The organism is Chitinophaga sp. Hz27 (genome assembly GCF_042263525.1).
Lineage (GTDB): Bacteria > Bacteroidota > Bacteroidia > Chitinophagales > Chitinophagaceae > Chitinophaga.
On the sequence record NZ_JBHKFJ010000007.1, the window covers coordinates 118,607 to 143,401 of the forward strand.

Consider the following 24,795-nt stretch of genomic DNA (forward strand, 5'->3'; position numbering starts at 1 on the left):
TTCATAAACAACAGTTTACAGTCAGGCAACATCTCTCACCAGCGCGGCGATTCCTTGTTCTATATCACCACCATATCTGGCTGCATAATTCAGTACTTTTACTTTTTCCGATTCCTCCGTGGTATAAGCATAATACTCTTCCGGGGAAGGTTCAAACCTATATACCTTCATAATCTGTCCGCCCAAATCAATGAATACTTCTCGATATCGGCGGCCAGGTTCATTTGATCGGTTAACCGACAACACCATATCTCTAGCCTTATCTGACAAGCCAAGCATCATCTGTATTTCCTGAAATTTGTTTTGAAACTTGCGTAGATCCAGTAGTATTTTACAATCAGCATTGGAAATAATGGCTTCCTTAACAATATTGGAACTGATCAGATCCATCAACTCCTGGGTAACAGTTATCGCTTCACCAAAATGCTTCCTAACGGTCTTATATAAATACTTCATAAATTCAGCCATACCGCTACGCATAATGGCCTTCCATGCTTCTTCTATAGTAATGACCTTATGCACACCTTTCAGCTTACGCATTTTAGAAATAAACATTTCCATTACCAGTAAGGTAACTGCCGGGAAGAGAATTGGATGATCTTTTATATTATCCAATTCAACCACAACAAATCTTTCTTCCAACAGATTAAGATTTTCTCTAGCATTTAGCAGATAGTAATACTCTCCCCCTTTGTAATAGGGTTTTAGAACATACAACAGGTTATTGATATCAAAATCCTGTCGCTGTACTCTTTCACTCTCCAATACGGGTATATAATCGGTTTGAAGAAATTCATAAAAGGTATCAAAACAAGCAAATATTGACCGATCACTTTCCAGTTTGTCATAGTAGAGCTGCAGAGCATTTGATAATGCTACATACTCAGAGCGTTTAAAAGATTCATCTTCCCGCTTCCATAAAGCCAGCAGCAAGGTTTTAATAGACTCCTTCTTTTCAATATCCAACACATCGTGCTCAGAAATATAAAAGGGATTAAAGCTTATTGGCGATTCTTCTGTATAGCTGAAATAATAACCATTCACCAACTTACACAAACCGGTATAGCTCCCTCCCACATCCAGGATAACGATGTGACTACCCTGTTCATAATAGCTACGCAGCAACGCTTGCATAAACATGCTTTTACCAGAACCACTACCTCCAATTACTATCTTATTGCGGTTGGCTATCTGCGAAAGCCGCATAGGCTCGTGCGTTATATCCACGTTTAGTGGCTTACCTGTCTGACGATCCCCTAGCCGTATTCCAAATGTACTAGGACTACTACGGTAGGCCGTCTCCAATGTCAAAAAACAACAAGCCTGCTCACAAAAGGAATCAAAGCAATCATTTTGCGGGAAATCGCCTTCGTTACCCGGCATCGCTGCCCAATAGATCTGCGGCGCTCCAATAATCTCCTGCTTAGTAGAAGCATCCATTGCTGCAAGTGCCGTGGCTACCTTATTGCGGATATCCTTTAGTTCATCCTTATCAGAAGACCATACACAAAGATTAAAATGGGCTTTTACTGGTAAGCGTTGGTCGCTCACTGCTTCCTGCAGGAAGGCATCTACAGCATCCCTTGCAACAGCATTACTACGGCTGTAGGCGGATAATGACTGCAGACGTAACTTTTTCTTTTCCAGTTGCTGGATCTTCTTGGCAGGATCAGTAATAATGATAAATTGATTATACAGATGATCGCAAGGCAAAAGCTGTCCTAAACTAGCAGCAAAGCCCACACTATATTTATAGTTGTCTGAGGAATATTTATCATAGTTAATTCTGCTACCGCATAGTCCTGGCAAATTTTCTGTATCAGAGAGCGTGTATACTTGCAGGTAATCATCACCAATTCTGATATCATCACCAAAGAGGATATCCTTACTTATAGGATTGGTATCATCTGGCAATAGGTTACAATACCTTTCGATAAGCCCTGCCTTAGTACCACTACTAATCAGGTCTTTATTCTCCAATCGTTCAAGGCGGATCATCCCGCAACCTTCCAGAATACTCTTAAACTGGCCGGCACTATCAAAAAAATCCCGGATCACATTTCTGTCCTGGTGTGCTGCCGGAATAATTGACCTTTTGCACAGATTCGAAAACACAGAACTGGACGGTCGTCTATCACTAACCATCTTTGTCAACATGATATAACAGCGATGGTCCAGAAAAGGACGTTCATTAAAAAACCGGGTACTACTCCGGGAGAGAAAAGATTCCAGCTCTCCCCTACCCACTCCCGAATATTTCTTATTTATGTACCAATCCTGCTTATGAAAAACAGTATGGGTTGGCAACACTTTCATTGCCTTTATAAAAGCCTGATGTATTATTTCATACTCAGTAGCAGACAGCGTAAATATTTCCGGTAACTGCACTTCATACACGACTGTTACATCAGCATTTTTTGACAAGATGGCATCATGCTCTACCCCCATTATCGGCAACATTTCGTTCATCACTCTTTCCATACACACCATTTAAATTGCCAACAAAAAGATCTCTATTTCTGGCTGCACGTATACTCTTTGGCACACTACGTCTTGCCAGTTTTTTTGTTAATCCATACTCTCCATACTTATGACTAAGTTTATAGATCCACATTGCCCAGGAGGCACCCGCAGACAACCCAATCACTAAACAGACATAAGTATTAATCCGGCAGGAATACAGGATAACAAATAGTATCAGTACTCCAAATACACCTACCGCCATATACCAGATATACTGTGCCTTTAAGCCCTTAAACTCTAAGGGGCGGTTGATACCTTTATTGATTGAATAGACACTATTTGCCATACAACATGCTTTACGTAGTGATACCAAAAAAGCTGCGTAATACAGTGGCAACTACAACAAGAAAAATACAGCTTCCAAACCATGCACTGGCCACGCGGCTGGTGTCCGGATCTCCCGACGACCATTTTTGATATACCTTCACAGCTCCGATTAGTCCAACAACGGCACCAACCCCGTACATCAAATCAACGCCAGTTGCAAAATAGCTACGCACTTTATCACTGGCTTCTTTGATGCCTGCTTTACCATCTTGGGCATCGGCAGATAGATAAATCAATTCCAACAATAGCGTAGTACCAACAAGCAACACAACATTCCTGTGTTGTTTTAAATTCAACCACCTCACTTTCATAAACACACATTTTAAAATCACACACAGACGCTTTACATAGCATCACCCAAAAGGGCAGATTACACTACCACAGCATTTTTACTTCATTTTCAGAAAGACTATCAGATCCAAGTCTTTTACATTCTGAGAGAATCACATTGTTAATTGCAACCTGGAAGGCAGGAACATTAAGCTCAGGGTATTCTGCGATAAGCTTTCTTAAAATTGCGACCAGCCCCGCTTTACTATACTTTTCTTCTTTTGCTACCTCTACTACCATCTTAATTCTTGATGAAAGATCGATAGCCAGAGAAAATGGATCAATAGCACGTTCTTTCACTATTGGAATTTCAGGAGTATCAAATAACGATAGTTGACCAGGAGAAGTACTTTCATTTTCCAGTGGCTTTGCAGGACTCTTGCCATTGATAAAATTTCTCACTTCTCTTCTGTAATAGCGCGCAATTACATACAGATAATAAACTGCTAAAAGAAGGGCGGCTACCAGCAGGTAGCACGCCCATGAAATTGAACTCAACATAGGCCGACTATTATTTACACCATTCAAACCACCACACAGCCTATGCGAGAAGTACACCATCCTTTCACACTATCAACTGCATCTGGTACTTTCAACTTTACAATTGCAAATATGGGGTTGATTGAAAGCGAAAAAACCTAGCAACACTAGTAGTAGGGAGGGTAACTATGTGTTTATCAGATTATATATTTTTGGAAATAATTCGTTTCACCGCAATATTTTTTCTACTTCCGAAGATTCAACCATATAGGCTCATACAGAAATGCGGTTTACCTCATTCAGAAATAAACAGGTTAATTGATTTGGTAGTATTGATGATTTTCCTATTTTTAGGATCATATTGAAACTGCCAATATCATTTTGGCCATCTACCTTATCTCTTCTCCAATCTAATATTAACCCGAATAAATTCGGCTTAAAGCCGTTGGGGCATACCTATGCCCTCAAAAAAACGCAGACTATATGGAGAAGATTAAAAAATTGTTTTTACTACTTGAATTATTCCTTAAGCAACCAGAGGATAAACGGCAACGAAAATCCTGGGAAATGTTTAATTCTTTGTTTATTATTTTCCCACCGGAAACTGTGGAAGGAATGATAAACAATATGACAGCATACTCCCAGGAAAGAGAAGAAATTTCTGAGGAGGAAAAATTACAACTACTTGTATTTAGCAAGTACTTAAATGTAACATTGAAGATGTTACATAAGGAAGTGGAAAAGGCTTCATCTACAAAGCCTTTCAGCGGAAACCTATTTTCCGAATAATTTAAATAAGCAACCATTAAATATCGGCTTATTCCCAAAATAGCTGTAATCACTTTAAGTTAAAACCAAAATTTATGTTTGACAGAACCGAAAAATGGCCTGATTGGTTAAACCAGCCTTTTAAACTCAATTCAAATGAAATTGAAAATCCATTGTCTGTTTTAGAAGATTTCTTTGATCATGATCATTTATACGGCAGTAGGTATTGTCTTTGGGAAATGCTCAGGTCAACTATTACCGGGAGTTACTTCAATGGTTTATCTGCCAAGGAGCGAGATGATATGGCACACTTCTATGAATTGTTAGAACGGTTAATTGAGGCCACCTATCTAATCAATGAACATAGAAGAACAGGCAAGATCAGCTATATTCAAAAGACGCTACCGGTATTCAAACCATACAGATCACAGGAAGACTACACGGATGAAAATTACATTCTTGATATATTAAAATATATCGGAAGTCAAATACCCGAAATAGATAAAATCATACTTATAAAATACCATTCTCGTATAGATTACAGAGCTTCTATTCTGGTACTAACTCACCAAACTTTTGGGATAACTCATGAGCAGATTTACAAAATAATAGACGACTTGTTACCTGCAGATTGGCCATTGCATGTTCTGGTCAGATCCGCTAAAGAAGCATACAGCTTATGGAAAGAAGGTAATATTTTCTTTAACCGGGTAATCTTTCAAGATGCTATAAAGTATGATGCAAACAACACAACTCTTCCATTACCTACTATCTATTCTATTGATAATGTAAAACAAAATGCAATAAAGAAATTTGAACGTATTAGTTCAGTAGTACCGGGGTTCATACAAGGGGCCCGAAATTTTGAGGCAGCAAAACACAATGAACTTTCAGCATTCTGTCTACATCAAGCAGTAGAGCATACCATAAGGGCGTTATCATTATCAATTATTGGAATTACAGTAAGTAAACATAATCTCATCACTCACCTGCGGCTATCGCTGTTCCTTACAGAAGATATGGTCAACATCTTTCATACTGAGGACTTCACAGTAGACGAATCTTTTAGTTTGCTAAACAGGGCATATTCAGGGTCAAGATACATAAAGGAAAACCCACTCGTTATCTCCGATGATCAGTTAGCGCTAATGTTCAGGAAAGTAACTGAATTCATAGAAATGACTACCAGAACCTTCCAGGAATCAATCAGCCAAATTGGGGAATTATCATCTTCTACTTACCTGGTCAACCAAAATACTCAATTATGAAATCAAATATCAGAAACGCAAAACTCCACACAAAAATAGTTCCGCGATTAATAGAACCAGTCGAAGTTCCCTGGCTTAACCTCTCTGGGCAATGGTTAGCAAAGGCGGGCTTTCACGCTGGTGACAATATTTCTATTATAGTATCTCGTAATTATTTACGTATAACCAAATTGGACACCCAAGGAAAAGGTATCTCCGTTAATCAAAACGATATCAAATGAAAACATCGCACTTCGATTCAATTATCCATGTCACTTGGCGGACTATCAGTGGCAATGGTTCGGGAATGAATATACCTCAGATTATACTATCAGGAAAATGGCTGAAAGCCGCCGGGATTAGTCCAGATGACAAACTACGTATTCGTATAACACCTGGAAAACTGACGCTTCTACCAGCCAATCCCATACCCAATACTAAGCGGCAGGCCAGGATATATTTAAGACACCTCAATAAGGTATCAAACCATTGATTAACCTAAATAAGACTTAACAGATGCTTACCTACTCAAAGATGCAAATTATTGAAAAGTGTACTCACTTTCTCAAAGCGCGGCAAGACAGGTATCCACCATTTATTTTTGAAGGCACTTATGTGTATGCTCAGAAAATAGCTGAAGAGAAGATTGGTCCAAAGCCTAACATCTATATAATCTCTTTCCTGAATGGAAGTAAGTTATTGGTGAAGGCCCATCGAAATTTTGAACAATCTTACTTCAATGAGTTGAAAACTGGTAAAATTTATCACGCTAACCAAAGAGACATTGAAGGCTATTATAAATGTTTGGTCGTCAGTGATGAAGACATTGATATCCCTGTCCACCTACGGCCATTACAGGATCAAATACTTTAAGAATAGGGGTTAGGACATACATAAAGAATAAGGCAACGTTTAGTCTTACTCAAGCCTTCATTTTAATTATTTTTTTAGACTACTTCAAATATGCAGCATTAAGTACTGCAACGGTCTTTTGTCCATTGTTTAAATCACAAATCCACAGTTATGGTGTATAGTGATCGTTCTAGGGTGTAAAAAAGGCAACGTGCATTCTTGCACAAAGCCTTTCTTTTATTCTATCATAAAATCCAGGTCTGGTTGTTCTACTATCCTCCAGCCATCATCATAGAGAGCGAAATAAGCTTTTCTATTAAGTTTAGGTTCTATTTTCAAAGTAGAAATTGGAACAAACGGAGATACATTTTTATACACTAAAGTATATTCAACAATTGCTTTGGTGTCATTTTTTAACAACCGCATACCAGTAATCGCATCGAAGTGTTGTTCTGCCAACTTCACCCTCTGCATATGAATCTTCTTATCCTTTTCCGATGTTTCCAGTAGAAATGGTTTGGATTTATCTGTAAATGTAACAATTGGAGATCCTAATTCTTCATAACTTACTTTATGCTTGACAGTTACAAACCCCTCCTTCTCTAAGTCGGTATCAATAAGCTTTGCAGCCTCTTCCGGGTTTGCTGTATAAATATTCCAGTCGATGGTATATGGATATCTAGCTTGAATTAATTCAGCGGCCTTTTCTCTGCTTAACTTCTTAGAACCGCATGAAACAAGAAATAAACCTAGTACTAGGATCGATAGCGCTTTCATATCATGGTTATTTAAGGTTACAAAAAAATCGAGGGAATTCTGGCTAACAGTACTAATTTACAGTTTATTTCTTATTAGTCTTAGAAGTTGTCTTCTTTTTTGCTTTCTTCTTTTCTTGTTGCTTAATTGAATTTATTACGTCGGCTTCAGGTATAGCTTCACAATAAGCCAACCATGTACTCAAAGGTATCCCCAATGCTTCTGCGATCTGCTCCAAAGTTGTATAGCTAGGATTGCGCGTACCTACTGAAATCGTATGTACAATATTCCAACTTAAACCCGTGGCAGTTTCTAAACCCCTTAAGGTTGTAATCAGATTAGATTCCTCTCCGCTTTCCCGTGCTGTTTTATCATTTTCATCAATCCATCTACGCAAGCCTAGACCTAATCTATACTTGAAGTAATTTTTGTCTTTTTCCATGTAGTGAAAAGTCCGGACATCTGAAAAATATTTTGATACTCGATCGAGTACTTTTTATTATTTTTCCGTATTTTTACATTGAAATAGGATAATTGTAATACTATATCTTATTGGATATACGAAAACTATTTACAAATGGTAACGATAGTATTGGCAGATACATCTTGATATTGTATCTTGCGGAATTATAATATAATGATATTAAGCGACTTGCTTAAGTTCTCAGGATCGACAAACTACGACGAATGGCATCCAGAGACTGAGTAGTTCGCTCACGCTATGGCGTGGGCGTCTTCTATTCGGTGCCAGGGTGTCGTAGCCCAGTCGGCCGGTAGGTAGATTAGCCCACGCTTTTTTGTGCCCCTACCTCGCCTCATTTCCAATAATCTCGCACCAACTAATCTGGATACTTATTTTTTTTCGCTTTGGATTGAGAAAAGATAAGGCAGCCCGTGAATATCTATTCACATGGGCTTACTAAGCATTTCATTAAACTTCAAATATTTAGACCACACCAGGACAACTTAAAACCAATTCATAACGCTTAAAACTCTTTATCATGAAAAGAATATTTTTCCTGATAGGGCTGCTATTGCCATGCCTCGCCCATTCCGGCCTACCCAATATAACCGCCCTGAGGATCGGAGATTATCTACCAAGCATCACCACATCCGCCACAGTAAACATTCCAGGGGGCAAAATATCGCTTGATAACTATAAAGGGAAACTAGTTATACTAGATTTCTGGGCAACGAACTGCAGTAGTTGCATAGCTGGCCTCAGTAAACTGGATAGTCTTCAAAAGCTCTTTGGTGATCAGATTCAAATAATCTCGGTTACCAGCGAAAAAAATAATATAGTAAAGAAGTTCTATTCTACAACCGTAGTCCAACACCCTCCCCTTCCTACCATAACCGATGACAGCTTGCTGCATAAGTACTTTCCCTATGCAACAATCCCGCATCTTGTTTGGATAGACAAAACAGGGAAAGTTATCTCATTTACATATTCGGAATATTTAACGGCTGAGAATATACGTAGCGTACTTTCTGGTAATGAAATTAACCTTCCCCAGAAAACAGATAAAATTCGCGACTATTCTCTTCCGTTCTTAAAACCGGATATTCCCTTATTGCCGGAGGCACCTACTTATTACAGCACAATTACCGGCTACGGTGAAGGGCTTGTAACCAAATCAGGTATCGATATCGACAGCTCACACCAAACGATACGTAGATATGCTACCAATTGGTCTGTAGTAGAGTTGTACTTAATGGCATTTAACAGGCTAGTAAATTTCCCCCGTAATCAGGTTGTATTAAACCTGGCAAATCCGGGAAGATATTTATATACTCCGGATCAGGGATACAAATATGATTGGGAACGAAAGTATGCACGTTGCTATGAGCTACGTTGCCCATTGACTACTACCAGGAGCGAGTTACAAACCTATATGATACAGGATTTAAATCGCTACCTACACTTATCAGCAACGATAAAGAGTATTCCAGTATCCTGCCTGATTTTAAAACAGATTATACCTGCATTACAAATTCATCATTCAAATAATAAGACATCTGATACTACAGGCAATGATCTGCATGTAGCCGGTAGCACCGTTAGTGCATTACTATATCAACTTAACAATGTACAGGGAATCCCACCCATCATTGATTCCAGCGGAATATGTAAGGTGCAAAATATCGAAATAAATATTCCTCATAGAAGCATCCACGCTTTAAAAGCTGCCTTCGCTGACTACGGCTTTACACTAACAGAAGAAATACGATCTATCGATATGCTGATCATCACAGACCAACCCGTTTTGTAAGAATCAACCACCAACCAAAACTCCACGATCATGAACATACTAAGAACAATAACACGATTTAAGAGCGGATACCTTATCCTCCTTTCCTTACTGATACAGCAGGTAGGTTCCGCCCAGGACATACCCATTAAGATCAATGGTAAATTAGTTGATCATATTACTGGCCAAAACATTCAAGGAGCCTCTGTTTACTACATAATTGCTCCTTATAAGACAAGAACAAGCAAAGAAGGCATCTTTAATATCAGCAAAGCTACTTCAGGTGACACCATCATGTTTTCCTTTCTTGGCTATAATACTTTAAAAATCCCGGTTAATAATCTAACCAATACGGATAATATCATCCGCCTTCTTCCATCACAAACCGGATTAAAGGAGGTAGTAATCAACTCAACGGGATACCAGTTGATCCCAACGGAACGCGCTACCGGAGCTTTTGAGAATATAAATCAGAGCGTATTGGACAGAAGGATAAGCGGTGATTGGTTATCAAAACTTGATGGCAGTAGCACAATTCTGTTTGATCATCGGAATAAAGGACAAGAGTTACTATTTCGAGGAAGAAGCACTTTATTCGGAAACAACTCACCACTAATCGTTGTTGACAACTTCATTGTCGAGGGAGATATGAATCAAATTAATCCGAACGATATCGCTTCCATCACATTACTTAAAGATGCCGCTGCTTCCTCAATATACGGTGCCAGAGCCGCAAACGGAGTATTGGTAATCACAACAAAGAAAGGCAAGTACAACCAATCACAACGCATAGATATAACCTCAAACGTCACCTTCACAGAAAAGCCGGACTTATTCAGGGATAATTCTATTTCCGCAAGCGATTTCATTGATGTTGAAAAAACACTTTTCCAGAAAGGTTACTATAGCGGCCAACTAAATAACTCCTATACACGGCCTCCTATTTCACCTGTTGTTGAGCTATTACAGCAAGAAGCGGACGGTTTTATCACACATGATCAAGCAACAAAAAGCATTGATGCGCTTCGAGGAAATGATATTCGTAAAGACTTTCAGCGATATTTCTACAGAACCGCTGCTCCCAAGCAGTATGCAATGAGCATGCGGGGTGGTACTAATAATGTAAACTACTATTTCAGCGCTGGATTTGACGATCAGCAAAGTAATCTGGTGCGTAATAACATACGTAGACTTACACTTCTTTCTGAAAACACATTTCGAATCACCAAGAAATTAGAATTAACACTAGGATTGCAATACGCCTATAGCAAAACGGTCAATAATAATAACTTAAACATGGTAACACCTGGTGCAGACAAAACCAAGTACTACCCATACGCCGAACTTGCTGATGCTAATGGAAATCCACTACCGATTGTAAAAGATTATCGTTTTGCCTTCATAGACACTGTAGGACATGGAAAACTTCAAGATTGGCGTTATTACCCGCTAAAAGACTTACAACAGTCCGATAATTACACCGATTTAAATGGACTACGGATGAAAGCTGCGGCTTCTTATTCCATTTCAGAAGGACTATCCGCACAAGTTAATTACCAGTATGAGCGCCAGACAAGTTCCTTGTGGAACATGAGTAATTCTGACACATATTATAGTCGTAACCTGACAAATCTGTTTACACAGATAACAGGTAGCAATATCGTATACGGTATACCGTTAGGCGGAATTATAGATCAAAGCACAGAAACCTTAACTACCCATTCCGGTAGAGTGCAACTCAATTACAACAGATCATGGAATAAAAGTCAGATTTCAGCTATTGCCGGTATGGAAATAAGACAATCTCAAACAGTTTCAAACAACAGCAGGTCTTATGGCTATGACCCCAACCTATTGACTGCTTCTAATGTAGATTATGTCAGTTATCTACCTACATTTATGAATCTGAAAGGTGACCAACAAGTTTATAACCCGCAAGATTTCAATAGGTTTATGTACCGTTTTACGTCGTACTATGCAAATGCCTCTTACACATATGATGGCAAATATGTTATTTCTGCAAGCGCCAGAAAAGATGCCAGCAACTTGTTCGGCGTCAGAAGCAATCAAAAAGGTACACCACTATGGTCTACTGGCTTAAGATGGAATATCTCACAAGAGAAATTCTATACTTCCACCGTACTACCAACTTTAGCGGTAAGGTTAACTTATGGGTATGCAGGAAATACCAGCAACAAACTTTCAGCCCTGACTATCATCAGTTATAATCCTGCTGGAACCAACTACCTGATTAATGAGCCTTACGCTACCATCACAACGCCACCCAACCCTAATTTGCGTTGGGAGAAAACTGCTACAACCAATATCGGCATAGACTTTAAAACTAAAAACAGCCTATTATCGGGCAGCATCGACTACTATATAAAGAACAGCATCGATTTGATTGGCAACGCACCGCTTGATCCCACCACCGGAGTTACAAGTATTGATATCAATAGTGCAAGTATTAAGGGGAATGGCATTGATGTTTCACTTACCGCTAAGATGATAGATATAAATCAATGGAGGCTTGAAACCAATTTACTTTTTAGCTACAACAATAACAAAATAACTAAGTACCAATACAGGTACTCAAAGGCCATCAGTTATATGGGATCTGGTATAAATCCCATTGAAGGAAAACCAACTGATGCACTATTGAGTTATCGATGGGAAGGATTAGACAATCAGGGAGATCCTCTTGGCTGGTTGTCCGGAAAGATCAGTAAGGATTATTCCGCGATACGCAGTAAAAGTACATTGGATGATCTAGTGTATTCCGGAAGATCACTACCTCCTATGTATGGTGCTTTTCGGCCTATGTTAAGTTATAGAAATTGGAGCCTTAGCAGCAGCATTACTTATAAACTAGGTCACTACTTCAGACGAAATTCAATCAACTACACGGCATTATTTCAAAATTGGAATGGACACAGCGATTTTTCTAAGCGTTGGCAAAAAACCGGAGATGAAAAAAACACCTTTGTTCCTGCAATGCCCTATCCGGGAAACACTTATCGAGATGAATTTTACTTACAGTCCTCAGTCCTGGTAGACAAAGCTGATATTATCCGCCTGAAAGATATCAGTTTACAATACTCTTTGGGCTTAACCCAAAGTAAATTCCTCAAACAATTGCAATTCAACTTATACATCGATAATATCAGCACCATCTATAAAGCTACCAAAGACATACAAGATCCAGAGTATGGTAGCGCTATACCTCCACGAAGCATATCTATGGGCCTGAAAGCATCCTTTTAATCATTAAAATATTGGGTTATGAATTACTATAAATATATATCCTTGATCTTATTGCCAATTGCAATATTATCATCTTTAAATGCCTGTCGTAAGTTTTTGGAAGCAAAGCCAGATGCAAAAATGGTTGTTCCTTCTACAATGAAAGATTTACGAGCATTACTTGACGATGTGGCTACCATGAATCTCTCATGGCCTATAGCTGGCGAAGTTGCTGCAGATAACTATTATCTGCAGACAAATAATTGGAAAAGCATATCATCACTAACAGACAGAGAGAACTATATCTGGAAAGAAGATGTAAGCAACGACATGGATTGGACCCTTACATACAGAGTAGTCCTCAAAGCTAATCTTATATTGGAAAAGATAGCGGAAATACATCCGTCTCCTGATCAGGTAAAAGAATGGAACGAGATTAAAGGAAGTGCGATGTTTTATCGATCATTTGCCTTTTTCATGATAGCGCAAGAATTTGCAATGCCATACGATCCACAATCAGCGACTTCGGAATCAGGTATACCTATTCGCTTAACCGCTGATGTTAATGAGCCTTCTTATCGCTCTTCACTAAAGGATACTTATAATACAATTATCAAAGACCTGGAATACGCATCGCAACTGCTTCCGATAAACGTTGCTTACAAGACAAGACCTTCAAGAGTAGCTGCATTAGCCTTGCTATCAAGGGTACATCTTACTATTGGAGACTATTCGAAGGCCGCTAACTATGCGGATACTTGCATAAACGCCGGGATACAACTTTTAGATTACAACCAGCTTTCTTCGGCCACTGACGGAGCTTTCAAACGATTCAACAATGAAGTAATCTTTCATATAGCAGCAAATTATTCGTATAGCCTGGATGCTTCTATTTGCAAGGTCGATTCCCTGCTGATATCAGCATACACAACAGGCGATCTTCGGAAACAACTCTTTTATAAAATAAATACAGATGGTAGCTTAGCCTTTTCAGGGAATTATGATGGGAGCAATTCTTATCAGCTCTATGTTGGATTAGCAGCAGATGAAGTCTATTTGACATTAGCAGAATGCCAAGCGCGTACAAGCAGAAACACTGACGCCCTGCGTACACTGAACGAATTCATGAAAAACAGATATGATAAATTAAGCTTCACTCCTATAACGTCAACGGCTAATCTTATAGATATTATACTATCGGAAAGACGTAAAGAACTTCCGTTCCGGGCTATCAGATGGATGGATATACGAAGATTAAATACATTAGCTGGTGGTAACATTACATTGGAAAGAAGGATTGACAATGAGATATATACATTACCTCCCGGTGATTTAAGATACGCGATGCAAATACCTACTAGTGTACTTGCGACTGCACAAAGTATGGAAAGAAATAAACGATAACAGCACTAATGTTTACATGATTGGAATTACGAGCCTATGGGTCAAATAATAATTGGTATATTCAGATTATAATTCTGTAATACTGTAAAAATTCATTCATGAACAACTCAATACCTGCTGGATATGAAAATGAATTATCTGATTATCAAAGCGTTATAACTGATAATTGGTGCGGAGAAACAATTGCCTGGGGATTTAAAATAATTCGTCACCTTGGAGATGAGCGTTTTCATCAACTCCGCAAATACGGGCAATTAGAATGCCTTAATTTGGCCATTGGGTATTAATTACCAAAATCTTAACCTATAAAGAAGCTGAAGAAAAATATGGGGCCATTACAGAAGAAGAATATGGCCCAAGAGGCGGGTGGAAATCAACCACTTTTGGTAGCAAAAAATTTGTTAGTAAGCTAATGAAACCTGAAAAATAAGATATTTGCCGTCCTGCAAAATACAGGACGGCATTTTTTATGGTTTAAACACCACCTTTCCCGCAATTGGGGTTCCTGCGTCAATATCAGACTGAATATTATTCAGTGCTGTAGCGTCCGGAAGTCCTGTACTAGCATTCTTCTCTACCCGGATAGCACATAACTGACTACCATTTAAGCAACCGGTAGAAGTAATTTCATGATAGTTAGCCGGATTCGCTGTACCACCAGAGGTAGTTGGGCTGTACTCAAACCATGCCATGGCACGACTACTGGTATTATGAGCCGAAAACGCTCCCTTAGCATAGGCACCGCCGGCTGCAATGATTAAGACAGCTCCCGCCAAAAGCAATCTGAAATTTTTCATAACATTGATTTTTGAAAGTGAAAGAAATGATTACTGCCTTTCTTTTTGTACTACAGGTGTAAGGCAATACCTGTATTGCGCCGCAATTATTTACCTACAGTTACAGTGTCGTAAATCCATCATGGCAAAGAAAGAGATTAATCAATGCATAAAAGGCTACCAACCCTAGTAGTAGCCCTGCTAAAGCTTTCAGAATCAGATCAAATTATTTCTATTTATATCTAAATGAGAAAACCCCATCAGACAGTAGAAATTACTTTCAACTGTCTAATGAGGTAAACGAATCCAATCCATAGAGGATCACTGCAATATTCTCACAACTTTCTGCTAGTATTTGCTAATTGTATGAACAAATCATAAAGCTGCTGCTTGGTTTTTGGACCTATATCATAATAACTGCTATGAATGTGGATATAACTGATATCATCAGATTTTAGTGTTGTATAATTTGCTGCCACAAATTCTAACATCTTTTTTACGTTAGCGTTACGAATAGCGCCAGCTTCTTTAAATATCCTGAAGATTGCACCTAGCACCGGTACACTGAAAGTAGTCTGCATCTTAAAATCTTTACCTACCACTGTAAGACCTTCCGTGGCCGAACTAACAGGCGGATATAGTAGCTCTATTTCCTCACCCACCAACTGAAATATTTGCTCGTCGATTCCTGGAAGATCCCGAAACAGCTTTCCTTCCGCCGAGATAGTGATTTCAGAAACACTTCTCCGGAAAGCATGCAGCAACTTTACTTTACCGTCAGTCTCAGTAATCGATGCCAGCTTCTTTGGAAGGTATATTTCAGCAAGGTAATTAGTTAGTGCAGGGCTATTGTAATTCAATCTGATAAGTATTTCCAAAAGAATTGGCAATCTCCCCTCTTGCCTGTTGTACACAGAAGAAAAACGTAGCTCATACCAGACCGCTTTCATATATAGAAATATCCGGTAAGGCAGATGAACCCTGGTATTAACGACAAATGAACGAAGGTTATCCAGTATCATTTCTACCAAAGCAGGATCTTGTTTGAAGCTATATAGCTTCTTTTCTAGTATTGGTAGTTCATTCCCTATAAGCTCTCTGCAAACAGCATGATAACTCTCTGGAACTCGTTGTTCTAAATCGAAATACTTTAGAAAGTCATTCTCAATAAAAGCCAAAAGGCTTTCCAGGCATTGCTGCAGTTTTTGACAAAGAAACCTTACAAGCCTGTTTGAGCTGGACACTTCCACCTTGTTGGCCTCGTCTATTAAATGAATTAGCAAAACCTGGTAACGATTAATGAGTACCTGCATATTTTTTTCATCCCTGGTATTGAACATATCTTCCAAAAGTCGTAAACGGATATGCTTTCTTTCTTCTAAAGCTTTTTCTAAAACTCTTCTAATAAATACAGGGTTTACCAGTACAGGTTTTTTAAAGATTTCGGGTAAGGTTTCAGTGATAAACAAATCAAACCATTCCAATGAATACTTTCGATGCTGCATAGGATTAGATGTTTAGGGTGTAACTCTCTTTCTAAATTACAACAGCTATCAGATCAACTATTTAAGCAAAACGGAAAGAATATTAGGCAATCGGGAGCATTTACGATACTGCATTTTTCCTAAAAGCTGCAGGTGTAACGCCCACACGATGTTTGAAGGCAGCAACAAAACTGGATAAATACTGATACCCTGTAGCAGTGGCAATTTCCTCTAAACTCAGATCTGTTTCCTTCAACCACTTTTGAGCAACCTGCATTCGCCTACCCAATTGGTAGTCAAATATAGTTGCCCCTGTTAACTGCTGGAAGCCTTTTTTAAGCTTATACTCATTAATATATACCATGCGGGATAAATCCTTAATCGTATAGTGAATATCCAGATTCTCACCCAGCATATCTCTGACAGACCAAATTCGCTCTCTTTCATCCTGCGACAATAGTATTTCCGTCCTGGTACTTCCTTGTGCTATTGTAAATACCTCTGTCATAATATCCATTATCCTTGCGTCAGTAAACATTCCGCGAAGACTTCCTTTGTAAATACACTGCAGTAATTTTTCAATATTATCCAAAAGAGCCGCGTTGCCAGATAATGGAGTGGCTGTAAGGCTTACTGAGGCCGAAGATCTTGCATTCTCAACAAAACCCTGAAGTATAGGGTAATAACTCATAAAAAGGTCCAAATATGATACAGGCATAGCAATTTCAAGATACCTATACTCGCTATCTGCCTGCAATAGTAACTGGCTGTAAGGACTGTCCTGATAGTATAGTAGAAACTGCCCTGGACCTAACTTAAAAGTATTTATCTCTGGCAACTCAAATTCAAGTATGCCATTTAGTGAAACCCTCAGTATCAATCGTGGTTCCGGATATTTACTGATAAGCAAATCAGTTTTTCTTGAAATCAGCACCTTATACCACAGTGCATAGTCTCTGCAGTCTGAGATACATTGAAATAACAATTCACCATTAGCATAACTGGCAGTGTAAGATTTCTCAGAAACAATTGCAGCCGTTTGTAAATTAATCGGTATTTCATCTAAATATTCTAGTGGTTCCCCACTTAGCAAGGTCACAGTACATAGCATGATTAGTTCCTTTCGATGAATAAATGGGTTGGGTATCAACGGAATACTACATATGTGGATGTACCATACAATAACTAGGATATGAAAGGGGTACGAGCAATAAAATTGTCTATTAAATCCTTATACTGTGTATTCAATATGGAATTTACAAAAATCAACGGTCAATTACCATGTCGTTTCTATACAAGATAAGAAAACTACTACTGCTATCATGCTCTATTACATTTTATCATGCAGAAGTAAATGCACTTATTTAAAAGAACAAAACCATATAGCTTTTGGACAGATAATTAACCAAATACGCTAACAGATTTCCCAGAATTACATAGTACTCTACCTATGGTTGTTTAACCCAATTACCATCGTGACAGATATAATAATAAATTGAATTCAATGAACACGGTGCCCCTTCACTATAAGCCATATTCTGGAACATGCAAGGCTTACAAGTTTTGCTCAAACTTTGATTGTGACAAGGTTTTCCGGCAGCACACCCTTGGCATTGCCACTGACCATTTGAACATTTAAATGAACAAATAGAGTTTAAGCCAGACACAGCTCCATTCGAGTACTTTTGATTTTGATAATAACAATAGTCACAGGTCTGTTGACGAGCAGAAAGGAGCCTTACTGATACAAAAACAATTACAACAGTTATAATTCCAATAATAGACATCTTAAGTATTCTCATATCTCTAATGGGGTTTAGTGATATAATATAATGAAATTACTCCATATTACCCAATACCCAATTTCTTTTTTCTGAAGACCCTGGATATCAAAGCATTCTTCCCCTCCAAAAATTATTACACCCTTCTGCTCATACGAAAGTCTGCGCCTCTGCTGCGCGTCGGCTGGCCTGCGGTTGAGAAAAAATAATCTCCACCACGTTCATGATGTCTTTTTCAGCCGACTGCGGTCGTATTTTTTTTCCTCAAACTTTCTCCTTCCATCCGGGTGTAATGGCTGGTCGCTACGGGTAATTGCAAGGCAGTAAGCCGAGCATGTAAGATTAATTCACCTAAAAATTTAGCGACTATGACTAACAACCAGCTTTCACAACTAATGCTGTTTTCCTGGGAGATCCAGCGAAGCAGGCAGGTAACGCGATCAAAAGCCCTCGCCAATGCCTGGGCCATTTTATTAAATGCAAATTTAACGGTGTGGTATCTCAAAAAAAAGTATAGCCATACCAGTTATCCCAACAGAGACAACAACCTGCAATTAACACTTCTGGCAGACTAGCCACAAACCCACTTCATTTTTTTAATTCTCTTTTTACCGCAGCTTCCCCGTGTGCGGCATATAAACAAAAACGGGCGTGATTCTATGGCACACAATATTAATTTCAACGACAAAACCGGTAAACACAGTTTTTTTTCTGTCAACCAAAAGGCATGGCACGGCATGGGTCAGCTAGTATCAGAGTACCCCACCAGCGCCGAAGCCATCGGATATGCTGGCCTAGATTATCAGGTAGAGAAAAGAAATTTATTTACCCTGGATTCTTTAAATCAGGTAGACGCCGAAAGTGCTAATATTGTGTCATCTGTACCGGTTCCCGGATATTACGCCACTGTACGCACCGACAATGATGTAGTGTTAGGCGTGGTTGGTAAAGACTATCAGATTGTACAGAATAGAGACGCTTTTAGTTTCTTTGATTCTATTGTAGGTGGTGACGGCATCTTTTATGAAACTGCCGGGGCATTGGGCAAGGGTGAACGAATATTCATAACTGCTAAACTACCCAATTATATACGTGTTGCAAATGATGACCTGATAGAACAATATTTATTTCTTACTACCAGCCATAACGGCATGGGTAGTATTACTGCAGCATTTACACCCATTCGCATAGTATGTAATAATACACTAAATGCCGCTATGGTCAATAATTCCAACAGTATTAAAATACGGCATACTGCCAATGCAAAAGACCGACTAGCACAGGCCCACCGCGTAATGGGAATAAGCAACAGGCTTTCCTATCAAATGCAGGACATTTTTAACCACTGGTCAAAAGTTCGTATCACGGACCCGGAGGTTAAAAAACTTATTCAGCTTGCAATGGTGCCTAACAAGGAAGTTTTAAGCAATATTCAAAAAGGTAACTTTGATGAAATATCAACGAGCTTTAACAACATTGTCGAAAACGTATACGAGTATGCGATGACAAACCCAACACAACAAATGGAATCAACAAAAGGCACTGTATACGGTGCATATAACGCGGTAAGCGGATACTTTCAAAACTACCGTTCTTATAAAAATGAAGAAACAAAACTAAATTCAATTATGGGCGGTACGGCTAACCAGCGTTTACAGACAGCTTTTAGCCTCTGCGATACCTTTGCCGCCAAAGGTTTAGACGGTATTATATTAAGTTAGTTGGTCTATATTAATTAACCTGTCTTTCGGACTGGCCCGAAAGACAGGTTTCCCATAAATAAAAACGGCCTGCCCTTGGGGGCAGGCCGTTACTGATACTTAATAAGACCGTGGCATCTTACCTACATAATTATTTCGTATAGCCATTAACATTATATGCAGATACAAAAACAAGCAGTTATATTTAACTATGACTTACTTATCTCCGGAAGCCATAGCTCATACTTACCCGTATCACTGAGTATCCTCTATCAAATGTGCCTCCTTTAAAGACATATTCCCATTTGAATTCTTTTCAATCCTGAGCCTATACAGCTTTCCTACCGGACATTCTCTAAAATCCAATTCTCCCTTATACAATTTGTACTCTTCACTGCGCTTATCCTTGAATACAGTCACCCTAAATTTCCTGCCTGTATCAGGCTCACAAAAAAAGCAGGTCACACCACTGCTTTTCTTAGTCCACACTTTAAAATCCAAACGGGATATTACCTCTCCCGTTGGTATTTGATGTACATCAAACGCATACGCCATGGGTTCCTTCCCTGCATTAACTGCCGTTACATAAGTTATCACATTTACACTCATCACTTTTCAATTTTATACTGGTACGAAAATACCAATTCCATGCAATACAAGCCTGTACAGAATTTACACAAGTGATACTTTGTCAGATCCCTGAGTGTAGATTTGTTTTCGTTACTAGTTTTTTTGTGAAGAAGAAAAAGATGAGAAGATGATTAGTATACTTTCAACTCAGTGGGAAACAGGCTGGATCTATATTATCCAAGCTGTCATTATAGCTTTTCTCCAACCCTGGATATCTCCATTCGATAGTAAGAAAAGAAAACGGTATTTCAGGATGTTTCATCCTCCTTCCCCCTCTCATAACGATTACCTGAAATATCCAGGTAAGTACAAAAAGATACTGCGTACTGGTATATCACCAAAGCAGCAAGACAGGTATATATCCCTCCTGATAAGATCAGGAGGACTAAGCCAAAGGATGCCGGTTCCCGCACCCGGCGAGATGTACCGATGTTGCACATCGGGATCTCGCCCTGCCTCAGGTGTCGGCAGGGTATATCTGATATCCCGCTCGGAACTCACGGGATTTTTTAAGACTAAAGACAATTTATATGGAAAAGAAGACAGACAAATGGATATCCATACGCACCAAGCCAGGCGATTATGATACCATATACAACCGCTTTCAGCAGACCACCTGCCGCAATCTCAGTCAGTACGCCAGGCAGGTATTATTAAACAAACCTGTAGTACTCAAATACAGGAATCAATCTGCTGATGAAATTCTGTCAGCCCTGATCGGTATCAAAAATGAGATCTCCGCTATAGGTAATAACTATAACCAGGAGGTAAAAAGACTGCATACGCTTAAGGATTCACCGGAAATGTTGACATGGATTTTATCTAATGAGCTGCGCCACAAACAGCTACTTGATTTTATCAGAGATATCTTTTTCAAACTTGAAAAAATTCATGAATCATGTATGCAGAAATAGGTAAGCCCACCAGTAACATCTCTAAGATGCTAAATTATAACGAAGCGAAAGTTAAGGCTGGCAGCGCCGAATTGCTATATGCAGGTAACTTCCTGCAGGAAAAAGAAAGGCTGAACTTCTACGATAAACTGGACAGATTTAATTCCTTAAATCAATTAAACACCAGGACAAAAAAGAATGCACAGCATATCATCTTAAATTTTCATCCAACAGATAAGCTGGATGATGATCTTCTACGCACTATCGGCAACGACTACATGAATAGAATTGGATTTGGTGACCAGCCATACCTGCTCTATCGGCATTCTGATACCATCCTCCCCCATCTTCATATTGTCACAAATCTTATAGATGCAAACGGAGACAGAATACCTACTCATAATATCGGTAAAAGATTATCCGAACCAGCCAGACAGGCTATTGAGATAAACTACTCTCTGCAAAAGGCTGCCGACCATCCACAGGAGAAGCAATTCTTTCTTCCAGTTCTTCAGGCACAAAAGCTAAGCTACGGCAAGAGCCAAACAAAACGAGGCATCAGTAACGTGCTGGCTAATGTCGTAGATACTTACAAATATGGCTCCCTGGCAGAATTGAATGCCATTTTACAACTATGTAACGTGTATGCTGATCCATGTAAGGAAAATTCCCGCGTACAACGAAATAAAGGTTTGCTATACCGGATGCTGGATGAAAATGGAAAAAAAGTAGGAAAGCCTATAAAAGCCAGCTCCATTTATTTCAAACCTACCTTATCTTATTTGGAAACAAAATTTCAGGAAGGATCAGTTCAGAAACAGCAACATAGTGGCAGGATCAAATCACTGATTGACTGGCACTTTCAACAAAGTCCAGGATCTGGCTTATCTGATCTATTTGGATCACTGGAACGAAACGGAATTTCTACAGTTCGCAGGATTAGTGCTGATGACAGATTATATGGTATCACCTTCGTTGATCACATCAAAAGAACTGTTTTTAACGGAAGTTCATTGGGAAAATCGTACAGCGCGGCTGAATTGTGTAAGAAAGCTGCAGCCGGCAGTTATCAGGAGCTACAGCCCCTGCAGCCTTTACCATCCATTACATATGAGAAGGATATGGGAGAACGAAATAATCTCATTATCACACCCCAACAAGCTGCTAATAGCGCCGTCCTGGCACCGGATAACAATACAACGCTGGTAGAACAATTACTACAACCAGAATACACTTACCAAGAAGCAGAAACCAAACGAAAGAAACGGCGCAAACGCCCATCTATTAACGATTAAACCTGCCCCGGCGCACATGCTGAGATTGATTTTGGAGGAAGTGAGATATGCGTACAGGAGAAAACGAACAAGGTCTTCGTAAAATCATTGACCTTACCAGGCTAATTAGCCTTGCCATCCTTATTCTTCATTTTTATTATTACTGCTATGCCGCATTTCATGCCTGGCAGTTAACATCTGACATTACCGACAGGCTACTGGATAACATTACAAAAACAGGGCTATTTTCCTATTTTCTTAAAACCAAACTAATTGCCCTGGGGTTCCTCGGTATAACACTTCTAGGCGCGCAAGGAAGAAAAGATCAACATATTAAATACACCACTGTAGTAGTCTATATCAGTATAGGGCTGGTTTTATACTTTATCAGCTACTATGTGCTACTACTCACCTATGATTTGCAGTTCCGGACCTGTGCTTATATAGGCATTACCACCTTCGGATATATCCTGATTCTTACCGGAGGCACACTCCTATCCAGGATTATCAAACTCAATATTGATCGCAATGATATATTCAACCGTAAGAGCCAGACATTTCCACAAGAGGAAAGGCTGATGAAAGGCGAGTTCTATATTAACATTCCTGCTACCTACCAACTGAAGGACCAAGTACGCAAAAGCTATATCAACATAAATTCAGTTAAAGGACTGCTGGTGGCAGGCCAGCCAGGCAGCGGCAAATCCTGGTTTATTTTAGAGGAAATTATCAGGCAACAGATAGAAAAGGGCTATTGTCTTTTCATCCATGACTGGAAATACCCGGACCTGACAACGATTGCGTATAACCATTACCTTAAGTACAGGCATCGGTATAAAGTTCCTATCAGGTTCAATGCCATTATTCCTGAAGATCCGGCAAAATCCGGCAGGTGCAATCCACTTGAGCCATCTACCATGACTGATATTACGGATGCAGCAGAATCAGCCCGTACCATCCTTTATGGTCTTAACCGTAGCTGGATACAGCGAAATGGCGATTTCTTTGTGGAATCACCAATTATTCTGCTAACAGCGGTCATCTGGTATCTGCGCCAATACAGAAATGGTGAGTTTTGTACCCTGCCTCATGCTATAGAACTACTTCAGGTAGATTACGCTAAATTATTTACACTGATAAGGTCTGTACCGGAGCTACAGATCTTAATATCCCCCTTTATTTCTGCTCTCGAAGCCGGTGTAATGGAGCAACTAGAAGGGCAGATTGCTGCAGCAAAAATTGCAATGGCGCGTCTTTCCTCACCAGAGCTGTATTTCATACTCTCCGGCAATGACTTTCCCCTGGATATTAATAATCCTGCAGCACCACAAATTCTGTGCATGGCTAATAACCCACAGAAACACATTACCTATGGAGCAGTACTTTCTTTATACATCAACAGGTTGATAAAACAGATCAATAAAAAAGGGAAATTAAAGTGTGGTATTAATTTCGAGGAATTCCCTACCCTCACAGTGCAAGGCGTTGACGCACTTGTAGGTACTGGTAGATCAAATCAGATTGCTACTACCATTGTCATCCAAAACCTGGATCAGGTAAAAAAGGACTATTCCAGAGAGATGGCAGATGTACTCATGAACCTATGTGGTAATGTAATCTGTGGGCAGGTTGCCGGTGATACCGCCAGGCAAATGAGTGACCGGGTAGGCAGGATTATGCAGGACCGTGCCAGTACCACCATTAACAGCTCAGACACCTCTGTTAACTATTCTCAGCAACTGGATATGGCTATACCTCCCAGCGTTATTAGTAACCTTTCCTCCGGTGAATTCGTGGGTATAGTAGCCGATGACCCTGGGCAGGAGATACCGCAAAAGGTCTTTCACTGTAAGGTAACGAAAGACACCAGAAAAGCCGATCTGGAAAGAAAACTTCAAAAGGAGTTGCCTGTTATCAGGAATTTAGAAAATGGAGTGGTGTATAAGAATTTCATGCAGATAAAAGATGATGTTACCGATTTTGTTGATGCGGAGATCAGCAGGATCATGAATGATCCCATGAAAGCACATTTGATAGTAAAAAGATGAAACGTCCAAAAAATTATATACACAATT

25 protein-coding genes are annotated in these 24,795 nt (G+C 39.4%); 14 read left to right on the plus strand and 11 right to left on the minus strand.

Annotation, left to right across the window (positions count from 1 at the left end):
- Window positions 1-21: 21 nt before the first annotated feature.
- The 4 genes from ACE38W_RS17435 to ACE38W_RS17450 form a co-directional block, all read right to left on the minus strand.
- Window positions 22-2,481: a TraG family conjugative transposon ATPase gene (locus tag ACE38W_RS17435; protein ID WP_375832607.1), complete on the minus strand. Its 2,460-nt coding sequence runs from the start codon at window positions 2,479-2,481 to the stop codon at window positions 22-24.
- Window positions 2,432-2,809, minus strand: a complete 378-nt coding sequence (locus ACE38W_RS17440; RefSeq protein ID WP_116973984.1) for a DUF4133 domain-containing protein — start codon at window positions 2,807-2,809, stop codon at window positions 2,432-2,434. The genes ACE38W_RS17435 and ACE38W_RS17440 overlap by 50 nt, the downstream gene beginning before the upstream one ends.
- Window positions 2,810-2,819: 10 nt before the next feature.
- Window positions 2,820-3,161 carry a DUF4134 domain-containing protein gene (locus tag ACE38W_RS17445; protein WP_116973983.1) on the minus strand — a complete coding sequence of 114 codons (342 nt, stop codon included), beginning with the start codon at window positions 3,159-3,161 and terminating at the stop codon, window positions 2,820-2,822.
- 64 nt (window positions 3,162-3,225) lie between these two features.
- Window positions 3,226-3,681, minus strand: coding sequence for a hypothetical protein (locus ACE38W_RS17450; protein ID WP_375832609.1), 456 nt, complete (start codon window positions 3,679-3,681; stop codon window positions 3,226-3,228).
- Window positions 3,682-4,143: 462 nt separating this feature from the next.
- On the opposite strand from ACE38W_RS17450, the gene ACE38W_RS17455 reads away from it, so the two are divergent.
- The 5 genes from ACE38W_RS17455 (at window position 4,144) to ACE38W_RS17475 (ending at window position 6,548) form a co-directional block, all read left to right on the plus strand.
- Entirely contained in the window at window positions 4,144-4,449 is a 306-nt protein-coding gene (locus tag ACE38W_RS17455) for a hypothetical protein (protein ID WP_375832611.1), read from the plus strand.
- Window positions 4,450-4,523: 74 nt separating this feature from the next.
- Window positions 4,524-5,696: a HEPN domain-containing protein gene (locus tag ACE38W_RS17460; protein ID WP_375832613.1), complete on the plus strand. Its 1,173-nt coding sequence runs from the start codon at window positions 4,524-4,526 to the stop codon at window positions 5,694-5,696.
- The gene (locus ACE38W_RS17465; RefSeq protein WP_116973979.1) at window positions 5,693-5,917 is read left to right on the plus strand and encodes a SymE family type I addiction module toxin; all 225 of its coding nucleotides are present in this window, start codon (window positions 5,693-5,695) and stop codon (window positions 5,915-5,917) included. Before ACE38W_RS17460 ends, ACE38W_RS17465 begins: the two co-directional genes overlap by 4 nt.
- The gene (locus ACE38W_RS17470; protein ID WP_116973978.1) at window positions 5,914-6,168 is read left to right on the plus strand and encodes a SymE family type I addiction module toxin; all 255 of its coding nucleotides are present in this window, start codon (window positions 5,914-5,916) and stop codon (window positions 6,166-6,168) included. Before ACE38W_RS17465 ends, ACE38W_RS17470 begins: the two co-directional genes overlap by 4 nt.
- A gap of 23 nt (window positions 6,169-6,191) precedes the next feature.
- Complete coding sequence (locus ACE38W_RS17475; protein WP_116973977.1) at window positions 6,192-6,548, plus strand: hypothetical protein; 357 nt, start codon at window positions 6,192-6,194, stop codon at window positions 6,546-6,548.
- A 216-nt stretch (window positions 6,549-6,764) separates the two neighbouring features.
- Here the strand turns inward: ACE38W_RS17475 and ACE38W_RS17480 are convergent, their stop codons facing one another.
- Window positions 6,765-7,304 carry a hypothetical protein gene (locus ACE38W_RS17480; protein WP_116973976.1) on the minus strand — a complete coding sequence of 180 codons (540 nt, stop codon included), beginning with the start codon at window positions 7,302-7,304 and terminating at the stop codon, window positions 6,765-6,767.
- A gap of 64 nt (window positions 7,305-7,368) precedes the next feature.
- Window positions 7,369-7,725: a hypothetical protein gene (locus tag ACE38W_RS17485; RefSeq protein ID WP_375832616.1), complete on the minus strand. Its 357-nt coding sequence runs from the start codon at window positions 7,723-7,725 to the stop codon at window positions 7,369-7,371.
- A 559-nt stretch (window positions 7,726-8,284) separates the two neighbouring features.
- Between ACE38W_RS17485 and ACE38W_RS17490 the strand changes: the two genes are divergently transcribed.
- From ACE38W_RS17490 to ACE38W_RS17505, 4 genes are all read left to right on the plus strand, one after another.
- Window positions 8,285-9,556, plus strand: coding sequence for a TlpA family protein disulfide reductase (locus ACE38W_RS17490; RefSeq protein WP_375832618.1), 1,272 nt, complete (start codon window positions 8,285-8,287; stop codon window positions 9,554-9,556).
- 30 nt (window positions 9,557-9,586) lie between these two features.
- Window positions 9,587-12,799: a SusC/RagA family TonB-linked outer membrane protein gene (locus ACE38W_RS17495; protein WP_375832620.1), complete on the plus strand. Its 3,213-nt coding sequence runs from the start codon at window positions 9,587-9,589 to the stop codon at window positions 12,797-12,799.
- 18 nt (window positions 12,800-12,817) lie between these two features.
- Window positions 12,818-14,182, plus strand: coding sequence for a RagB/SusD family nutrient uptake outer membrane protein (locus ACE38W_RS17500; RefSeq protein ID WP_375832622.1), 1,365 nt, complete (start codon window positions 12,818-12,820; stop codon window positions 14,180-14,182).
- A 98-nt stretch (window positions 14,183-14,280) separates the two neighbouring features.
- Window positions 14,281-14,469 carry a hypothetical protein gene (locus ACE38W_RS17505; protein ID WP_375832624.1) on the plus strand — a complete coding sequence of 63 codons (189 nt, stop codon included), beginning with the start codon at window positions 14,281-14,283 and terminating at the stop codon, window positions 14,467-14,469.
- A 180-nt stretch (window positions 14,470-14,649) separates the two neighbouring features.
- Here ACE38W_RS17505 and ACE38W_RS17510 read toward each other — a convergent pair whose 3' ends face one another.
- From ACE38W_RS17510 to ACE38W_RS17525, 4 genes are all read right to left on the minus strand, one after another.
- Complete coding sequence (locus ACE38W_RS17510) at window positions 14,650-14,979, minus strand: hypothetical protein (protein WP_375832626.1); 330 nt, start codon at window positions 14,977-14,979, stop codon at window positions 14,650-14,652.
- 314 nt (window positions 14,980-15,293) lie between these two features.
- On the minus strand, window positions 15,294-16,463 hold the full coding sequence (locus ACE38W_RS17515) for a hypothetical protein (protein ID WP_375832628.1): 1,170 nt from the start codon (window positions 16,461-16,463) through the stop codon (window positions 15,294-15,296).
- A gap of 100 nt (window positions 16,464-16,563) precedes the next feature.
- Window positions 16,564-17,541 (minus strand): helix-turn-helix domain-containing protein, encoded by a 978-nt coding sequence (locus tag ACE38W_RS17520; protein WP_375832630.1) that lies wholly within the window; start codon window positions 17,539-17,541, stop codon window positions 16,564-16,566.
- 349 nt (window positions 17,542-17,890) lie between these two features.
- Window positions 17,891-18,244, minus strand: a complete 354-nt coding sequence (locus ACE38W_RS17525) for a DUF1496 domain-containing protein (protein WP_375832632.1) — start codon at window positions 18,242-18,244, stop codon at window positions 17,891-17,893.
- Between the two features lie 347 nt (window positions 18,245-18,591).
- Between ACE38W_RS17525 and ACE38W_RS17530 the strand changes: the two genes are divergently transcribed.
- Complete coding sequence (locus ACE38W_RS17530) at window positions 18,592-18,798, plus strand: hypothetical protein (protein WP_375832634.1); 207 nt, start codon at window positions 18,592-18,594, stop codon at window positions 18,796-18,798.
- A gap of 84 nt (window positions 18,799-18,882) precedes the next feature.
- Window positions 18,883-19,944 carry a DUF932 domain-containing protein gene (locus ACE38W_RS17535; RefSeq protein WP_375832636.1) on the plus strand — a complete coding sequence of 354 codons (1,062 nt, stop codon included), beginning with the start codon at window positions 18,883-18,885 and terminating at the stop codon, window positions 19,942-19,944.
- A gap of 234 nt (window positions 19,945-20,178) precedes the next feature.
- On the opposite strand, the gene ACE38W_RS17540 is transcribed toward ACE38W_RS17535, so the two are convergent.
- Window positions 20,179-20,532 carry a hypothetical protein gene (locus ACE38W_RS17540; RefSeq protein ID WP_375832637.1) on the minus strand — a complete coding sequence of 118 codons (354 nt, stop codon included), beginning with the start codon at window positions 20,530-20,532 and terminating at the stop codon, window positions 20,179-20,181.
- A gap of 551 nt (window positions 20,533-21,083) precedes the next feature.
- Between ACE38W_RS17540 and ACE38W_RS17545 the strand changes: the two genes are divergently transcribed.
- From ACE38W_RS17545 to mobC, 3 genes are read left to right on the plus strand one after another with little or no spacing between them, the layout of a single operon-like run.
- A complete protein-coding gene (locus ACE38W_RS17545; RefSeq protein ID WP_375832639.1) occupies window positions 21,084-21,467 on the plus strand; it encodes a plasmid mobilization relaxosome protein MobC in 384 nt (127 codons plus the stop codon).
- A complete protein-coding gene (locus tag ACE38W_RS17550; RefSeq protein WP_375832641.1) occupies window positions 21,452-22,741 on the plus strand; it encodes a relaxase/mobilization nuclease domain-containing protein in 1,290 nt (429 codons plus the stop codon). The genes ACE38W_RS17545 and ACE38W_RS17550 overlap by 16 nt, the downstream gene beginning before the upstream one ends.
- Before the next feature lie 47 nt (window positions 22,742-22,788).
- Window positions 22,789-24,768 (plus strand): conjugal transfer protein MobC, encoded by a 1,980-nt coding sequence (gene mobC / locus ACE38W_RS17555; protein WP_375832643.1) that lies wholly within the window; start codon window positions 22,789-22,791, stop codon window positions 24,766-24,768.
- The last annotated feature ends 27 nt before the right edge of the window (window positions 24,769-24,795 follow it).

Excerpts from the sequence above, each read along its gene's own strand:
- ACE38W_RS17435 (WP_375832607.1), bottom strand. The coding sequence starts at position 2,481 with ATGGAAAGAGTGATGAACGAAATGTTGCCGATAATGGGGGTAGAGCAT.
- ACE38W_RS17440 (WP_116973984.1), bottom strand. The coding sequence starts at position 2,809 with ATGGCAAATAGTGTCTATTCAATCAATAAAGGTATCAACCGCCCCTTA.
- ACE38W_RS17445 (WP_116973983.1), bottom strand. The coding sequence starts at position 3,161 with ATGAAAGTGAGGTGGTTGAATTTAAAACAACACAGGAATGTTGTGTTG.
- ACE38W_RS17450 (WP_375832609.1), bottom strand. The coding sequence starts at position 3,681 with ATGTTGAGTTCAATTTCATGGGCGTGCTACCTGCTGGTAGCCGCCCTT.
- ACE38W_RS17455 (WP_375832611.1), top strand. The coding sequence starts at position 4,144 with ATGGAGAAGATTAAAAAATTGTTTTTACTACTTGAATTATTCCTTAAG.
- ACE38W_RS17460 (WP_375832613.1), top strand. The coding sequence starts at position 4,524 with ATGTTTGACAGAACCGAAAAATGGCCTGATTGGTTAAACCAGCCTTTT.
- ACE38W_RS17465 (WP_116973979.1), top strand. The coding sequence starts at position 5,693 with ATGAAATCAAATATCAGAAACGCAAAACTCCACACAAAAATAGTTCCG.
- ACE38W_RS17470 (WP_116973978.1), top strand. The coding sequence starts at position 5,914 with ATGAAAACATCGCACTTCGATTCAATTATCCATGTCACTTGGCGGACT.
- ACE38W_RS17475 (WP_116973977.1), top strand. The coding sequence starts at position 6,192 with ATGCTTACCTACTCAAAGATGCAAATTATTGAAAAGTGTACTCACTTT.
- ACE38W_RS17480 (WP_116973976.1), bottom strand. The coding sequence starts at position 7,304 with ATGAAAGCGCTATCGATCCTAGTACTAGGTTTATTTCTTGTTTCATGC.
- ACE38W_RS17485 (WP_375832616.1), bottom strand. The coding sequence starts at position 7,725 with ATGGAAAAAGACAAAAATTACTTCAAGTATAGATTAGGTCTAGGCTTG.
- ACE38W_RS17490 (WP_375832618.1), top strand. The coding sequence starts at position 8,285 with ATGAAAAGAATATTTTTCCTGATAGGGCTGCTATTGCCATGCCTCGCC.
- ACE38W_RS17495 (WP_375832620.1), top strand. The coding sequence starts at position 9,587 with ATGAACATACTAAGAACAATAACACGATTTAAGAGCGGATACCTTATC.
- ACE38W_RS17500 (WP_375832622.1), top strand. The coding sequence starts at position 12,818 with ATGAATTACTATAAATATATATCCTTGATCTTATTGCCAATTGCAATA.
- ACE38W_RS17505 (WP_375832624.1), top strand. The coding sequence starts at position 14,281 with ATGAACAACTCAATACCTGCTGGATATGAAAATGAATTATCTGATTAT.
- ACE38W_RS17510 (WP_375832626.1), bottom strand. The coding sequence starts at position 14,979 with ATGAAAAATTTCAGATTGCTTTTGGCGGGAGCTGTCTTAATCATTGCA.
- ACE38W_RS17515 (WP_375832628.1), bottom strand. The coding sequence starts at position 16,463 with ATGCAGCATCGAAAGTATTCATTGGAATGGTTTGATTTGTTTATCACT.
- ACE38W_RS17525 (WP_375832632.1), bottom strand. The coding sequence starts at position 18,244 with ATGAGAATACTTAAGATGTCTATTATTGGAATTATAACTGTTGTAATT.
- ACE38W_RS17530 (WP_375832634.1), top strand. The coding sequence starts at position 18,592 with ATGACTAACAACCAGCTTTCACAACTAATGCTGTTTTCCTGGGAGATC.
- ACE38W_RS17535 (WP_375832636.1), top strand. The coding sequence starts at position 18,883 with ATGGCACACAATATTAATTTCAACGACAAAACCGGTAAACACAGTTTT.
- ACE38W_RS17540 (WP_375832637.1), bottom strand. The coding sequence starts at position 20,532 with ATGAGTGTAAATGTGATAACTTATGTAACGGCAGTTAATGCAGGGAAG.
- ACE38W_RS17545 (WP_375832639.1), top strand. The coding sequence starts at position 21,084 with ATGGAAAAGAAGACAGACAAATGGATATCCATACGCACCAAGCCAGGC.
- ACE38W_RS17550 (WP_375832641.1), top strand. The coding sequence starts at position 21,452 with ATGTATGCAGAAATAGGTAAGCCCACCAGTAACATCTCTAAGATGCTA.
- mobC (WP_375832643.1), top strand. The coding sequence starts at position 22,789 with ATGCGTACAGGAGAAAACGAACAAGGTCTTCGTAAAATCATTGACCTT.